This is a genomic window from Ruegeria lacuscaerulensis (assembly GCF_013034745.1).
In the GTDB taxonomy this organism is placed as follows: Bacteria; Pseudomonadota; Alphaproteobacteria; order Rhodobacterales; family Rhodobacteraceae; genus Ruegeria; species Ruegeria lacuscaerulensis_B.
This window is the reverse complement of record NZ_WQGP01000006.1, coordinates 334,919-349,515: the sequence shown is the minus strand read 5'-3', so window position 1 is coordinate 349,515 and position 14,597 is coordinate 334,919. Positions and strand designations below refer to the sequence as shown.

The window sequence follows — 14,597 nt, the reverse complement described above, 5'->3', positions numbered from 1 at the left end:
CGCCCACAATATCCCGTTACAGTTACGCGGTGAGGCCCAAGACATCGGGCACGTTAAGGAGACCAAGAAATGGCAAAGCCTATGACAAAGACTCAGCTGGTTGCTGCTCTCGCTGAGGAAATGGGGACTGACAAGAAAGCCGCGAACGCCGCGCTGGAGGCCATGACCGGCCTGATCACACGCGAAGTTTCGGCCGGCGGCGCAGTGACCCTGCCCGGCGTTGGTAAAATCTACTGCCGCGAACGCCCCGAGCGCATGGTGCGCAACCCCGCCACTGGCGAGCAGTTCAAGAAAGAGGCCGACAAGGTGGTTAAAATGACCATTGCGAAGGCACTGAAGGACAGCGTGAACGGCTGATCTCAGCTGTCGCAAAGATACGATCAAGGGCCGCCGTTTGGGGGCCCTTTTTCTTTGGGATCAGTGCAAACTTAACAGCACTTCCAGATCACGACGGCTGAGCCGGTTCATCAAGGCCCGATCGTCTGCAGACAGTTTTGCTTCCTTACGAATATACGTTTCAAGGTACGTCGCGATCTCACTGGTTGGGCGATAGTACAGATCAGGCGAAGATTGGCTGAGTTCATCCACAAGCCGAAACAGCAGCTTTTTCTGCCGCTCTGAATCCAAGTCTTTTCGCTTCTCTTGCAACATAACAAGCTACGCCTTTGTCATCGACACTTATAATCTAGCGTGCCGAAAAGTAACTCCAACTCCGGTAAGAAATAAATTGTGCGCCGCGCGTGTGGTGCTCTTATGAGATTCCTAGTTACTACGGCCAGACGGTACATCTTGCGACCCTTACTGATTTAAGGAACAGTGCGCGAAACCAACAAAGAGGATGGGCGATGGATCTGCGCGCCATGGCGATGGGGCTGACATTTGCACTGATCTGGTCGTCGGCCTTTACTTCGGCGCGGATCATCGTGATGGACGCTTCACCGTTGTTTTCGCTGGCACTGCGCTTTTTGATTTCCGGGTTGATCGGCGTGGCCATTGCGCGCGCAATGGGACAGAGCTGGCGGCTGACACAGCAACAATGGTACGCGACCATCCTGTTTGGAATCTGCCAAAATGCCCTTTATTTGGGTCTGAATTTCTACGCAATGCAAACGATTGAGGCGTCGGTTGCCGCCATTATCGCCTCGACCATGCCGCTGCTAGTGGCGCTGGCAAGCTGGCTGTTTCTGGGTGATCGTCTGCGGCCCATGGGCGTGATCGGCCTGCTGGCAGGGTTTGCAGGCGTCGCCCTGATCATGAGCAGCCGCATCAGCGCGGGCGTTGATATGTTCGGCGTGATGCTCTGTGGTGTTGGAGCCTTGGCGCTGACCTTCGCCACCTTGGCGGTGCGCGGGGCGACCTCGGGCGGGAATTTCATGATGGTCGTGGGGTTGCAGATGCTGGTTGGTTCAGCCGTTCTGTTCGTCGCGGCTCCCGTATTCGAGACGATCTATATCCACCCCACGGTGCCGCTGGCGCTGGCTTTCACCTACACAACCCTGTTCCCCGGCTTGTTGGCCACGCTGATCTGGTTTCTGCTGCTGGATCGGATCGGAGCGACCCGCGCAGCCACCTTCCACTTCCTCAACCCTGTTTTCGGCGTGACGATTGCTGCGTTGCTACTGGGGGAAAAACTCGGCCCACTGGATGCCGTTGGCGTACTGATCACCACCGCCGGGATTTTGGCCGTGCAGTTATCGCGGCAACCTGCTCAGGGCAGCAAAGCCTCGACCTGAGACAAAACTTGCCGGGAATCGGGGCGCGTGGTTGCGCCATAGGTCGCTATAACTTCGCCTTCAGTGTTCAGAAGGATTTTGTTGAAGTTCCAACTGGGCTCAAATCCTGTCTGCTCCGCGACCTGTTGATAGAAAGGATGCGCTTTTGCGCCTCGAACCGAGGTAATGTCGGTCATTGGCAGGGTCAGGTTATAGTTGAAGTCACAGAATTCCTTGACCTCTTCCGCCGAGCCTAACTCCTGATTGAAGGAATCCGAAGGCACTGCCAGCACCACCAGCCCACGCGGGCCATAATCCTCATGCACCTGCTGCAGCGCGCTGTATTGCCCGGTAAAGCCGCAATGCGAGGCCGTGTTCACCACCAAAACCGGCTGCCCGCGCCAATCCGCAATCGACAGGGTACCGCCGTCGATGGACGGAAACTCTCCGCTCAACGGCGCAGCCTGCACGGTGCGCCCAGTCAGAATCAAAGCGGTCAACAGCAAGATGCGGAACATGGTGAACTCTCCTCTACCCAAGTATACGCGCCAAATCGTCCCCCGGATCAACGCACGAGGGCGCGAGGCGCATGAAACAGGCTTTGATTTCTGCGCCCCAACCCCCAAATAATGGTGCAACTCAACCGACCGGAGGATCCATGACCCAATACACCAAATCCCCCGAGGCCATCGCTGCCCTCTCGCCCGAAGAATACCATGTCACGCAGAACAGCGGGACCGAGCGTCCGGGCACCGGCAAGCTGCTGAACAACAAGGAACCGGGGATTTATGTGGATATCGTCTCGGGCGAGCCGCTGTTCGCTTCGACTCACAAATACGAATCCGGCTGCGGCTGGCCTAGTTTCACCAAGCCCATCGTGCATGAACATGTAGAAGAGTTTCGGGATACCACCCACGGCATGATTCGCACCGAGGTGCGTTCAAAACACGGCGACAGCCATCTGGGCCACGTCTTCCCCGACGGCCCGCGTGAACATGGCGGGCTGCGCTATTGCATCAACTCAGCCTCCTTGCGGTTTGTCCATCGCGATGACATGGAGGCCGAAGGCTATGCCGACTATCTGATCCATGTGGAGGAAATCCAATGACCGAAGAACGCGCTGTCCTAGCAGGAGGTTGTTTCTGGGGAATGCAGGACCTGATCCGCAAGCTACCGGGTGTGTCCCGCACCAGCGTCGGCTATACTGGCGGCGATGTCCCCAACGCCACCTATCGCAACCACGGCACCCATGCCGAAGGGATCGAGATTTTCTTTGACCCCACGCAGATCAGCTATCGTGACCTGCTGGAGTTCTTTTTTCAGATCCACGATCCGACTACGGTAAACCGTCAGGGCAATGACCGCGGGATGAGCTATCGTTCGGCCATCTACTATGTGGATGACGCGCAAAAACAGGTGGCGTTGGACACGATTGCCGATGTGAACGCCAGCGGTTTGTGGCCCGGCAAGGTCGTGACCGAGCTGGAGCCCGTCGGTGATTTCTGGGACGCCGAGCCCGAGCATCAGGACTATCTGGAGCGTATCCCCAACGGCTATACCTGCCATTTCCCGCGCCCCGATTGGGTTCTGCCCAAACGCGACGCGGCAGAATAAGCGATCAGCCGGCGGCGACCCTTGGGCGGCCGCTGGCTTCGACCGTGATCATGGCCTCGACAAAGACCTCCTGCGCCTCGACGCGGGCTGTGCGGATGTCGCGGTCAACGATCACGCGGATATCCTCGGCCCCGGCGTCGCGTACCGCGCCCTCAGCCTCGGATCGCAGTACGGATTCCAGCAGCGACAACGCCGCCTCGGAATCGTTGAAATCCTGCGGTCCGTCCTCAAGATGCACCCGGAACTTGCCCTCGGAAGGCGACGTGACCGTCCCCGCCCGGCGCAAGGTCAGGCGACCGACGACCGCGCCGATGGCATTCGCCACGCCAGTATGTTCGGGCAAGATCATCTTGCAATGCAAACGGTCCCCCACCGCCGGGTAATAGCTGGGGGCCGAGGCACCCAGCCCGATCACATCCACATTCAGCGCCGCATCCAAAGCCAACAGGCCCCGATGCCCGGCCAACCCCTTGCAGGTCAGAACATGCCGGGCCAAGTCGGCCGGGGGAATGCCAAAATCCTCGACTTCTTCGGCAAAAGCAGTCTCTAACAAGGTCAAAGAGGTCTGTTCGGTCAACTGATCCACGATCATCTGCGCCAAAGCCTCGGGGGTTTTCGCCAGCACATCACCCGACCCGACCCGTTTGCGTGACACCAGTTCCAGAGCCTTAAGCGCGGCCTCGGCATCCCAGGCGTCCAGCCGTCCCAGAACGTGGCTTGCATCCGACGGCGTCACGCCCGAGACCTGAACGATCCCGCGATCCACCAGCCGCGTCAGGGCGCCATTCTCCATCCGTGTGCGCAATAGGTCGCTCAGCGGCAAAACCTGATCGCCAAGACGGTCCAATAACACCTCTTCCCGTGCACCCAGCCCTTCGGCGTGGATACCGGGCACGCGGCGGGCAAACCGCGTGTCATGTTCACCTACCGTGGTCGCGCGCAGTTGTTTGTCCAACTCAGCATGCACCACATCCCGGGCCTCGGCCGCGATCAGCGACACTGGCAATACCCTACGCGGCCCAAGGACCACGCCGCCTCCCAGCCCCTCGGTCACCACATGGACCTGACTGTCGCCGCCCAGACCATGGGTGCGCATCGCTACCGCCTCGACCATGGTGCGAAAGCCACCGACGCGCGCACCATTGGGATCAATTGCGGGCTTACTGTCGCGGATCACGGCGATGTCCGTGGTCGTCCCGCCAATATCCGACACCAGCGCATTCTCGGCCCCCGTCAACCAACTGGCCCCTACGATCGAGGCCGCAGGCCCGCTGAGGATCGTCTCAATCGGGCGTTCTCGCGCTTGCTCGGCGCTCATCAACGCGCCGTCGCCGCGGACCACCATCATCGGCGCGGTAATTCCCAACGTCAGTAACTGATCCTGCGCCCGTCCGATCAGCCGATCAATCATCCCGATCAGCCGTGCATTTAATACCGCCGTCACTGCCCGTTTCGGCCCGTTTAACTTGGCCGACAGGTGATGAGAACATGTGACCGGAGCCCCCGTCCGCTCGGCTATAATCCGCGCCGCTTCCAGCTCATGCGCGGGGTTGCGCGTGGCAAACTGCGCGGCCACGGCAAAGCCGGATATGCCTTTATGAGAGTCTAAAAACGTCTGCAACGTGGCCAAATCCAGCGGAGCAACTTCACCCCCCGCATGGCTATGACCCCCGGCAATCACCAACGCCGGATCACCCTTCAGCGCGTCGCGCAACCCGTGCCGATCCAGATCACCTTCTTTGAACCCGATATAGACCAACGCCACACGCCCGCCCTGCCCCTCGACCAGAGCATTGGTGGCCAAAGTGGTCGACAAAGATGCCATCGAGATCTGCTCGGGGCCAACCGCCGCCTGTTCCAACACAGCCGAAATCGCTTTGCCCACGCCGATTGCCAAGTCTGCCCGCGTGGTCAGCGACTTGGCCGAGGCGATCACCTCAGCTTCATCCCGGATCAGCACCGCATCCGTATAGGTTCCGCCCGTATCCACCCCCAAAGCCAGCGCCATCGGGTTCTCCTTCCTGTTCGCTAAATTGGGTGTAGCGGTTTGGACCGACACGTCCAGTCTGTTTGCGGCACTTATGGCAGTTGTTGTACCGCCCAGCGCGCGGCATCAGCCACGGCTGGATCAGGATCATCCACCAACCCCTGCGCCACGGGCTTCAGCGCGGGCAAACCGGAATTCCCAATCGCATACAGCACGTTGCGCACAAACTGATCCCGCCCGATCCGCTTGATGGGCGAGCCCGAGAACTTGACCCTAAACGCCGCATCATCCAACCCGGCCAATTCAACCAGCGGCGGGGCCACCAAATCATCCCGCGCCGCATAGCGCAAATCGCTGGCCGCGACAGCAAATTTGTTCCACGGACAGGCCGCCAGACAATCGTCGCATCCGTAAATGCGGTTGCCCAACTTGCCGCGCAGCTCTTCGTCCACCGGGCCCTTATGCTCGATGGTCAGATAAGAGATACAGCGCCGGGCATCCAACTTGTACGGCGCAGGAAACGCATCTGTCGGACAGGCATCCAAACAAGCGCGACACGACCCGCAATGATCCACCTCGGCCATATCCACAGGCAGGTCCAATGTAGTAAAAACAGAGCCTATAAAGGCCCAATTTCCCCAATCACGGCTGACCAGATTCGTATGCTTCCCCTGCCAACCCAACCCCGCCGCATGGCCCAGGGCCTTCTCGGGCACCGGCGCTGTATCAACAAACACCTTCACCTCGCCGCCACCTTCGGCAATCAACCACCGCGCCAACCGCTTGAGGCGTTTTTTCACCAGATCATGATAGTCCTTGTTCTGGGCATAAACCGAAATCGCACCCTGGTCGGGATTGCCCAAAACCTCCGTCGGATCATGTTCAGGCGTATAGCTCTCGGCCAGCATGATCACTGACTGCGCCTCGGGCCACAAAGCCGACGGATCGCCCCGCCAATGGGTCCGTTCGGCCATCCACCCCATCTGTCCGTGATACCCGGAATCCAAAAACGCCTGCAACCGCGCGGGCACTTCCGGCACATCCCACGGCCGACAAATCCGACAGGACACAAACCCCTCACTCAATGCCTGAGCGACCACCTTGTCCTTTAAATCCGATCCGCTCTTCATCTGGCTAAAATATCCTCGGGGGGAATCGCGCCCCGGCGCGATGGGGGGCAGACAGCCCCCCTGCCTCCCTATCAGAAATCCAGATCCGCGTAATGCGGCGGAGGCCGAAACCCCGGCACCTGATCCGCCAGTATAGACCGAAACGCAGGCCGAGACTTGATCTTGGCGTACCAATCCTTGACCGCCGCCGAACGGTTCCAATCCACGTCCGAGATATAGTCCAGCGCCGACAAATGCGCCGCGGCCGCGAAATCGGCCAATGTCATCTGGTCGCCCGCCAACCAACGCCGGTGATCTAGAAGCCATGCCATGTAGTCCAGATGATACTTGATCGCCTTGGCACCCTCTTTGACATTCTTGCTGTCCGGGTAACCTTGCCCGGTCATCTTCTTGTTGACCCGCTCGTACAACAGTTTCGATGTCACCTCGTGATGAAACTTGTCGTCAAACCAGCCGACTAGCCGCCGGACTTCATACCGGGCTTCCGGTGTTTTTGGCATCAAAGCGGGTTCGGGGCGCGTTTCCTCGATATACTCGCAAATGGCGCTGCTTTCCGCCATGACATGCCCGTCCAATCGCAGGACCGGCACTTTACCCGCCGGATTGCGGCGCAGGAAATCCGGGTCCTGTTCCCAGTATTTCTCTTCGACCAGCTCAACCTCGATCTTCTTTTCGGCAAGCGACAGACGGACCTTGCGGCAGTACGGGGACAGGGGAACGTGAAACAGACGCGCCATGAGCTTCCAATCGAACCAGTGAATACCCCTCAGCTTTAGCCCTGAGATGGCCTGTTTTTCAATCCTCGAAACAATCCGCGCGACCATCTGCGCGGATGGTGGCCGCCCCGTCTAGAATCGCAGCCGCTCGTCTGCGGGTGCGCACCGACGGGTCGGTTACCGACCGATTTCGCGGGGATGGCAGGATCGCCGCAATCCGCGCCGCCTGAACCGAGGACAGTTTGGACGCCGGAACGTTGAAATTACGCTGTGCCGCTGCCTCAACCCCGAATACGCCATTTCCGGTCTCGGCGACGTTCAAATAGACTTCAAGTATACGTTGTTTGCTCCAGAAAATTTCGACGACCGGCGTCATCGAAGTTTCAAGCGCCTTGCGCACCCAACTGCGCCCTTGCCACAAAAAGACATTCTTCACCACTTGCTGCGTAATCGTCGACGCACCTCGGGCACCACCCCCTTCAATCGCGTCACGAATAGCTTCGACATCAAACCCCCAATGGCGGCAGAAATTGGCGTCCTCAGCCGCTACGACTGACCGCGCCATGATCGGCGAAATCTGTTCGATGGGAACCCAGTCACGCTCGACCTTGCCCAATCTGCGCCATTCGGACCAGATCGTATGGGTCACCGGAGGGTTGACTACCGAATAGAGCCCAATCAGCGCCACTACAAACACCGCAATCGCCAATAGCCCACGCGTGACCCAGCGGCGAATCCGCATCACGACGTTGGGTTTGGCTTTCGACGCCTTCTTTTTCTTACCGCTTGTCTTGCGGACTGCTTTCTTTGCCATGCCACAGCTATACGACGTGTAGGTCTTGTTTGAAATGTCTGTTGTAAAGGTCCATGAATAAGAAAACCCGCGTACCGGACTAGTACGCGGGTTTTGCAATTTGACTGATTGGCGACTTATTCTGCCGGAACGGCTTCAACCTCATTGGTCAGAGGATGGCTGAGCTTGTTCAGCATCTCTTTCGGGCAGACCTGCAGGAAATTGGCCTTTTCCACATCCCAATGTTGCAGGATATCAGCGGCCTTGCGGCTGAAGGTCTCAGACTGATGAGTTTCGATCAGCGTTTTCAGCTGGTCTTCCCAATGGTCCACCGTAACCGGGCAGGTCACCAGCGTTTCCATGTTCATCAGAGCCTGTGCCTTGCCTTCGGGATCGTACAGGTACGCCATGCCGCCGGTCATGCCCGCGCCAAAGTTGGCACCAATGTCGCCCAGAATCACGGCGACACCGCCGGTCATGTATTCGCACCCGTTCGAGCCACAGCCCTCGATCACCACTTTGGCGCCCGAGTTCCGAACCGCGAACCGTTCGCCTGCGCGGCCTGCTGCGAACAGGTGGCCATCGGTGGCGCCGTACAGAACAGTATTGCCGATGATCGTGTTGTCATCTGCCTTAAGCGGGCTGACCTGCGGTGGGCGCACAACGATCATGCCACCGGAAAGGCCCTTGCCAACATAGTCGTTAGCATCGCCAGACACTTCCAGCTTGAGCCCCGGAGCCGCAAACGCCCCCAGCGACTGACCGGCCGAGCCCTGCAATTTCACATGCAGGTGGTCGTCCTGGAACGTGTTCCGCATCCCGAAATTCTGCACGATATGGCTGGATACCCGAGTACCAACCGTCCGGTGCGTGTTCTGGATCGCGTAGGACAGCTGCATCTTTTCTCCGTCTTTCAGGAACCGCGCCGCATCGCGCACGATCTCGGCATCCAGCGTATCCGGCACTGCGTTGCGGTCCTTGTCGCGGTTGTAGACGATGTCATGTGCGCCATCGACGGTGATCAGCAGCGGGTTCAGGTCCAGATCGTCCAGATGCGCCGAGCCACGGCTTACCTGCGCCAGCAGATCGGCCCGGCCGATGATTTCGTCAATCGAGCGCGCACCAAGGCTGGCCAGCAGCTCGCGCACTTCCTGAGCGTAGAAGGTGATCAGGTTGACGACCTTGTCGGCATTGCCGGTGAATTTGGCGCGCAGGGATTCGTCCTGCGTACAGACGCCGACCGGGCAGGTGTTCGACTGACACTGACGTACCATGATACAGCCCATCGCGATCAGGGCAGCGGTGCCGATACCGTATTCCTCGGCTCCCATCATTGCAGCCATGACGATGTCGCGCCCGGTGCGCAGACCACCATCTGTCCGCAGAGTCACGCGGTCGCGCAGGTTGTTCATCGCCAGAACCTGATGCGCCTCGGTCAGGCCCATCTCCCACGGCAGACCGGCGTATTTGATCGACGTCGCAGGCGACGCACCCGTGCCGCCATTGTGACCCGAAATAAGGATGATATCCGCTTTCGCCTTGGCCACACCGGCTGCAATCGTGCCAACGCCCGAGGACGCAACCAGCTTCACTGTCACCTTACAGCGCGGGTTGATCTGTTTCAGGTCATAGATCAGCTGCGCCAGATCCTCGATCGAATAGATGTCGTGGTGCGGTGGCGGTGAGATCAGCGTCACGCCTTTGGTCGAGTGGCGCAGACGCGCGATCAAATCGGTGACCTTCATGCCCGGCAGCTGACCACCTTCGCCGGGTTTCGCACCCTGGGCGACCTTGATCTCAAGCTCCTCACACTGGTTCAGGTATTCGGCTGTCACACCAAACCGGCCCGAGGCCACCTGTTTGATCTTGGCAGACGGGTTGTCGCCATTGGGCTCGGGCACGAAATGCGCCGGATCTTCGCCACCTTCACCCGAGTCAGATTTCGCGCCAATCCGGTTCATCGCCACATTCAGCGTTTTGTGCGCCTCGGGGCTCAGCGCACCCAGCGACATGCCCGGCGTGACAAAGCGCTTGCGGATCGAGGTGATCGACTCGACCTCTTCAATCGGCACCGGTTTGCCCAGCGGTTTGAAATCCATCAGGTCGCGCAGATGAATTGGCGGGTTCGATTGCATCTTGGCCGAGTATTGCTTCCACAGCTCGTAAGATGCGCGGTTACAGGCCATCTGCATCATGTGCATCGAGGTCGCTTCCCACGCGTGGGTCTCACCCGATTTGCGCGCCTTGTAGAAACCACCGATGGGAAGCACGTCCAGACCGCTGTCCCAGCCCTTGGCATGGATTTCCTCGGCCTTGGTCTGAATACCGGTCACACCGATACCGGAAATCCGGCTGGTCATGCCGGGGAAATACTCCGCCACCATGGCACGGCTAAGGCCCACGGCCTCAAAGTTCAAACCGCCGCGATAGGAGGAGATCACCGAAATACCCATCTTGGCCATGATCTTCAGCAGGCCTTGGTCGATTGCCTCCCGATAACGCGCGACGTTTTCGGTCAGCGTGCCATCCAGCAAGCCGCGATCAATCCGGTCGGCCAGCGAATCCTCAGCCAGATAAGCGTTTACGACGGTCGCGCCGCAGCCAATCAGAACCGCAAAATAATGCGGATCAACGCATTCGGCCGAGCGCACGTTCAGCGAACAGAAGGTCCGCAACCCCTGACGGGTCAGATGCGAGTGCACCGCGCTGGTCGCGAGAATCATCGGCATCGCCACGCGACCTGCGCCCGAACCCATGTCGGACAGCACCAGATGCCCCGCGCCCGAGCGCACGGCCTCTTCTGCCTCGGCTCTAACACGGGCCAAAGCGGCGCTTAACGCGCCCCGACCGGGTTCAAAGCTACAATCTATTTCCGCTAGCGGCGAACCGAGATTTTCTACCAGCTTGTCCCATTGGGTGTTGCCGACAAAGGGGCTGTCCAGCGTGATGATCTCCGTCTGGCTGCTGTCTTCGTCCAGCACGTTTTTCAGGTTACCGAACCGGGTTTTCAGCGACATGACGCGGTATTCGCGCAGACTGTCGATCGGCGGGTTAGTCACCTGGCTAAAGTTCTGGCGGAAGAAATGGCTGAGCGGGCGGTATTGCTTGGACAAAACCGCCGATGGCGTGTCATCGCCCATCGAGGCCAGGGACTCTTTGCCGTCTTCAGCCATGGGGGCAAGGATTTGCTCCAGCTCTTCAACAGAATAACCGGCTGCGATCTGTCGCTTGCGCAGTTCCTCTCCGCTGAACTTCGCGGTTTCGGTCACGCCTGACAGGCTTTCATTCAGATCGTTGATCTTGCCAACCCATTCGCCAAAGGGCAGGGCACGGGCCAGTTTGTCCTTGATCTGCGTGTCGCGGTACAGCTTGCCACGCTTCATATCCACGGCCAGCATCTGACCCGGACCCAGCGCGCCTTTTTCCGTCACCGATGCCTCATCAATCGGCACCATCCCGGCCTCTGACCCGGCGATAACCAATCCATCACCCGTCACAACGTAGCGCATCGGGCGCAAACCATTCCGGTCGAGCCCGGCGCAGACCCAGCGACCATCGGTCATGGCCAGGGCGGCGGGGCCATCCCATGGCTCCATCACCGAGTTGCAGTAGGAATACATGTCGCGCCACGCCTGCGGCAGCTCGACCGCCTGTTTGGACCAGCTTTCCGGCACCAGCATGGTTTTCGCCATTGGAGCAGACCGGCCCGCACGCACCAGAACCTCGAAAACCGAGTCTAATGCGGCCGAATCCGACGATCCGCCTGCGATGATCGGCTTGATATCTTCGGCATAGTCCCCAAAGGTCGAGGACGCCATGCGGATTTCATGGCTTTTCATCCAGTTGACGTTGCCTTTCAGCGTGTTGATCTCGCCGTTATGGGCCAACATGCGGAAGGGCTGGGCCAGCCACCATTGCGGGAAGGTGTTGGTCGAATAGCGCTGGTGATAGATCGCAAAGGCGGATTCGAAACGCTCGTCCATCAAGTCGGGATAGAAAACCGCGACCTGCTCGGCCAGCATCATTCCTTTATAGATGATCGAGCGGCAGGACAGCGACGCCAGATACAGGCCGGAAATTCCTGCCGCCAACGCCGCCTTTTCGATCCGGCGACGGATCACGTAGAGCTCGCGCTCAAAGGTGTCTTCGTCCACACCTTTGGAGTTCGAGATCAGGATCTGCTCAATCTCGGGCCGGGTCGCATTGGCCTTTTCACCCAGGCAGGTCACATCGACCGGCACGTGACGCCAGCCATAGATGTAGTAACCCATGCGCAGCACTTCGGTTTCCACGATGGTTCGGCACTGTTCCTGCGCACCAAAGTCCGTACGGGGCAAGAAGACCTGACCGACCGCGATCAGCTCATCCAGATTGGGTTCGTGGCCGGTGCGGCGGATCTGATCATAGAAGAAAGGAACAGGGATCTGCACATGGATACCCGCGCCATCGCCGGTCTTGCCATCGGCATCCACAGCGCCCCGGTGCCAGATCGCCTTGAGCGCATCAATCCCCGCGTCGACCACCTTACGCGACGGCCTACCGTCGACAGACACGACAAGGCCGACACCGCAGGATGAATGTTCTTCCTCCTCGGAATAGAGACCGTTTTCAGCCATCCACTGACGTTTGGCTCCTTCGGCGCGCACCCAATCGGCATCATATTTGGTCATTGGCTGTCTCCTTCTTCCGAGGGGGCGTACATGGCCTCGACCTCGGCTTTGGTCATTTGCTTGCGTTCACCTGCGAACGCGTATCCTTCGGGCTTTTTGTCGAAGTAAAGTTCAAGTTTCAGCGTGTGGCCTGTATCCTGAAACAGGCCTGCCGCGATTTGCGTGTGTCCGTGCATTTCACCTGGAAGCGTGATCCGGTACCACAGCGCCGAGCCGCAGTCAGCGCAGAAGGCGCGCTCGGCCCAATCGGACGAGGTGAAGGTCTTGACCGGCCCAAGCGCGGCGTAGCCTTCTTCGGCCTGAAAAGTAACCAGCATCGAACTTGTCCAGCGTCGGCATTGGTCGCAATGGCACGCGCCCAGCGCATCGCGCGCGGGCGTAGCGGTCACCGTGACCGCGCCACACATGCATTGGCCTTGCAACTCGGGCATTTCGAGGCTCCTGATCGCTGGGTTTATTCGGCTGCAACCGCAGCCTTGGTGTTGAACCGGTCAATGATTGCATCGGCGCAATCGCGCCCGTCGCGGATCGCCCACACGACCAGAGAGGCCCCACGCACGATGTCACCGATGGCATAGACGCCGTCCATCTCGGTCTCGCCGGTCTGGAAGGCCGCCTTGACGGTACCCCAGCGTGTCACGGGCAGGTCGGGCTGGCCGAATAGGCTGGGCAGGTCTTCGGGCTCAAATCCCAGCGCCTTGATCACCAGATCGGCGTCTTCGACATAGTCCGCGCCTTCGATCACCTCGGGGGCCTGACGGCCGGTTGCGTCGGGCTGGCCCAAGCGCATCTTCTGCACCATCACACCTGTGACGTTGTCGTCGCCGGTAAAGCCCTTGGGCGCGCTGAGCCACTCAAACACCACGCCTTCTTCTTCGGCGTTCTGAGTCTCGCGCTGCGAACCAGGCATGTTCGCGCGGTCGCGGCGATACAGGCATTTGACCGATGTCGCCCCTTGACGGATCGAGGTTCGCACACAGTCCATCGCGGTGTCGCCGCCGCCGATTACGACAACCTTTTTGCCAGCCGCGTTCAGGCGACCATTGTCGAAGTCTTCAACCGCGTCGCCGAAGCTTTTGCGGTTCGAGGCCGTCAGGAAGTCAATCGCCTTCTCGATCCCGGCCAAACCGCTGCCCGGCATGGACAGGTCGCGCGACTTGTAAACGCCAGTGGCGATGATCACTGCGTCGTGCTTCCCACGAATTTCTTCGAATTTCGTGGCGTCGACGTCACAATTCAGTTCAAATGTCACGCCACCATCTGCCAGCAGATCGTTGCGACGCTGCACGATGTCCTTTTCCAGTTTGAAACCCGGAATACCGTACATCAACAAACCACCGGCGCGGTCATAGCGGTCATAGACCGTCACCTGAATACCGGCGCGGCGCAGCATGTCGGCAGCCGCCAGACCACCAGGACCCGCACCGATGATGCCGACGCTTTCGCTGCGCTCGGTGCCCGGAACAACGGGCTTAACCCAACCTTTGTCCCATGCGGTATCGGTGATGTATTTTTCGATCGTGCCAATGGTCACGGTGCCATGGCCGGACTGTTCAATCACGCAATTGCCTTCACACAAACGGTCCTGCGGGCAGATACGGCCACAGATCTCGGGGAAGGTGTTGGTAGCCTGACTGGTCTGATAGGCCTCTTCCAAGCGCCCGGTTGCAGTCAGGCGCAGCCAATCGGGGATGTTGTTGTGCAGCGGGCAGTGGGACTGACAATAAGGCACACCACATTGGCTGCAGCGGCTGGCCTGCTCTTCCGCCTTGGCCGAGGCGAATTCGGCGTAAATCTCGTCAAAGTCTTCCTTGCGCGTGTCTGCGGCACGCTTTTCGGGCATGGCGCGATCGACTTGCACAAATTTCAGCATCGGTTGCTTGGCCACGGGTCAGACTCCATGAATTGGCTTGGTCGAGCTTCCATAAAAGATGCAAGATCAGATGAAAAGTCATAAAAGCTGACCTATTTAGTA

The 14,597-nt window shown here is 59.3% G+C and carries 13 protein-coding genes; 4 read left to right on the top strand and 9 right to left on the bottom strand.

Annotated elements, in window-relative coordinates; translation table 11 throughout:
- Positions 1-69 precede the first annotated feature (69 nt).
- Positions 70-357: an HU family DNA-binding protein gene (locus GOV79_RS14345; protein ID WP_039533371.1), complete on the top strand. Its 288-nt coding sequence runs from the start codon at positions 70-72 to the stop codon at positions 355-357.
- A 60-nt stretch (positions 358-417) separates the two neighbouring features.
- On the opposite strand, the gene GOV79_RS14340 is transcribed toward GOV79_RS14345, so the two are convergent.
- On the bottom strand, positions 418-651 hold the full coding sequence (locus GOV79_RS14340; protein ID WP_170355542.1) for a hypothetical protein: 234 nt from the start codon (positions 649-651) through the stop codon (positions 418-420).
- A gap of 194 nt (positions 652-845) precedes the next feature.
- Between GOV79_RS14340 and GOV79_RS14335 the strand changes: the two genes are divergently transcribed.
- Complete coding sequence (locus GOV79_RS14335) at positions 846-1,733, top strand: DMT family transporter (protein WP_170790278.1); 888 nt, start codon at positions 846-848, stop codon at positions 1,731-1,733.
- Here GOV79_RS14335 and GOV79_RS14330 read toward each other — a convergent pair.
- Positions 1,709-2,230: a glutathione peroxidase gene (locus GOV79_RS14330; RefSeq protein ID WP_170790277.1), complete on the bottom strand. Its 522-nt coding sequence runs from the start codon at positions 2,228-2,230 to the stop codon at positions 1,709-1,711. The two genes, GOV79_RS14335 and GOV79_RS14330, sit on opposite strands and share 25 nt — an antisense overlap.
- A 140-nt stretch (positions 2,231-2,370) precedes the next feature.
- On the opposite strand from GOV79_RS14330, the gene msrB reads away from it, so the two are divergent.
- Together msrB and msrA are read left to right on the top strand one after the other, a co-directional pair.
- Entirely contained in the window at positions 2,371-2,820 is a 450-nt protein-coding gene (msrB, locus tag GOV79_RS14325; protein ID WP_170786053.1) for a peptide-methionine (R)-S-oxide reductase MsrB, read from the top strand.
- Positions 2,817-3,326 carry a peptide-methionine (S)-S-oxide reductase MsrA gene (gene msrA, locus GOV79_RS14320; RefSeq protein ID WP_170771516.1) on the top strand — a complete coding sequence of 170 codons (510 nt, stop codon included), beginning with the start codon at positions 2,817-2,819 and terminating at the stop codon, positions 3,324-3,326. Before msrB ends, msrA begins: the two co-directional genes overlap by 4 nt.
- A 4-nt stretch (positions 3,327-3,330) precedes the next feature.
- Here the strand turns inward: msrA and GOV79_RS14315 are convergent, their stop codons facing one another.
- The 7 genes from GOV79_RS14315 to GOV79_RS14285 all read right to left on the bottom strand — a co-directional run bounded on the left by GOV79_RS14315 (position 3,331) and on the right by GOV79_RS14285 (position 14,510).
- The gene (locus tag GOV79_RS14315) at positions 3,331-5,334 is read right to left on the bottom strand and encodes a hydantoinase/oxoprolinase family protein (protein WP_170790276.1); all 2,004 of its coding nucleotides are present in this window, start codon (positions 5,332-5,334) and stop codon (positions 3,331-3,333) included.
- 71 nt (positions 5,335-5,405) lie between these two features.
- Positions 5,406-6,443, bottom strand: a complete 1,038-nt coding sequence (gene queG, locus GOV79_RS14310; protein ID WP_170790275.1) for a tRNA epoxyqueuosine(34) reductase QueG — start codon at positions 6,441-6,443, stop codon at positions 5,406-5,408.
- 71 nt (positions 6,444-6,514) lie between these two features.
- On the bottom strand, positions 6,515-7,180 hold the full coding sequence (fzlA, locus tag GOV79_RS14305; protein WP_170771511.1) for an FtsZ-binding protein FzlA: 666 nt from the start codon (positions 7,178-7,180) through the stop codon (positions 6,515-6,517).
- A gap of 58 nt (positions 7,181-7,238) precedes the next feature.
- A complete protein-coding gene (gene mtgA / locus GOV79_RS14300; RefSeq protein ID WP_170790274.1) occupies positions 7,239-7,973 on the bottom strand; it encodes a monofunctional biosynthetic peptidoglycan transglycosylase in 735 nt (244 codons plus the stop codon).
- A 116-nt stretch (positions 7,974-8,089) separates the two neighbouring features.
- Positions 8,090-12,622 (bottom strand): glutamate synthase large subunit, encoded by a 4,533-nt coding sequence (gltB, locus tag GOV79_RS14295; RefSeq protein WP_170790273.1) that lies wholly within the window; start codon positions 12,620-12,622, stop codon positions 8,090-8,092.
- Complete coding sequence (locus GOV79_RS14290; protein WP_170771505.1) at positions 12,619-13,053, bottom strand: GFA family protein; 435 nt, start codon at positions 13,051-13,053, stop codon at positions 12,619-12,621. Before GOV79_RS14290 ends, gltB begins: the two co-directional genes overlap by 4 nt.
- Positions 13,054-13,076: 23 nt before the next feature.
- On the bottom strand, positions 13,077-14,510 hold the full coding sequence (locus GOV79_RS14285; RefSeq protein WP_170771502.1) for an NAD(P)-dependent oxidoreductase: 1,434 nt from the start codon (positions 14,508-14,510) through the stop codon (positions 13,077-13,079).
- Between the last annotated feature and the right edge of the window lie 87 nt (positions 14,511-14,597).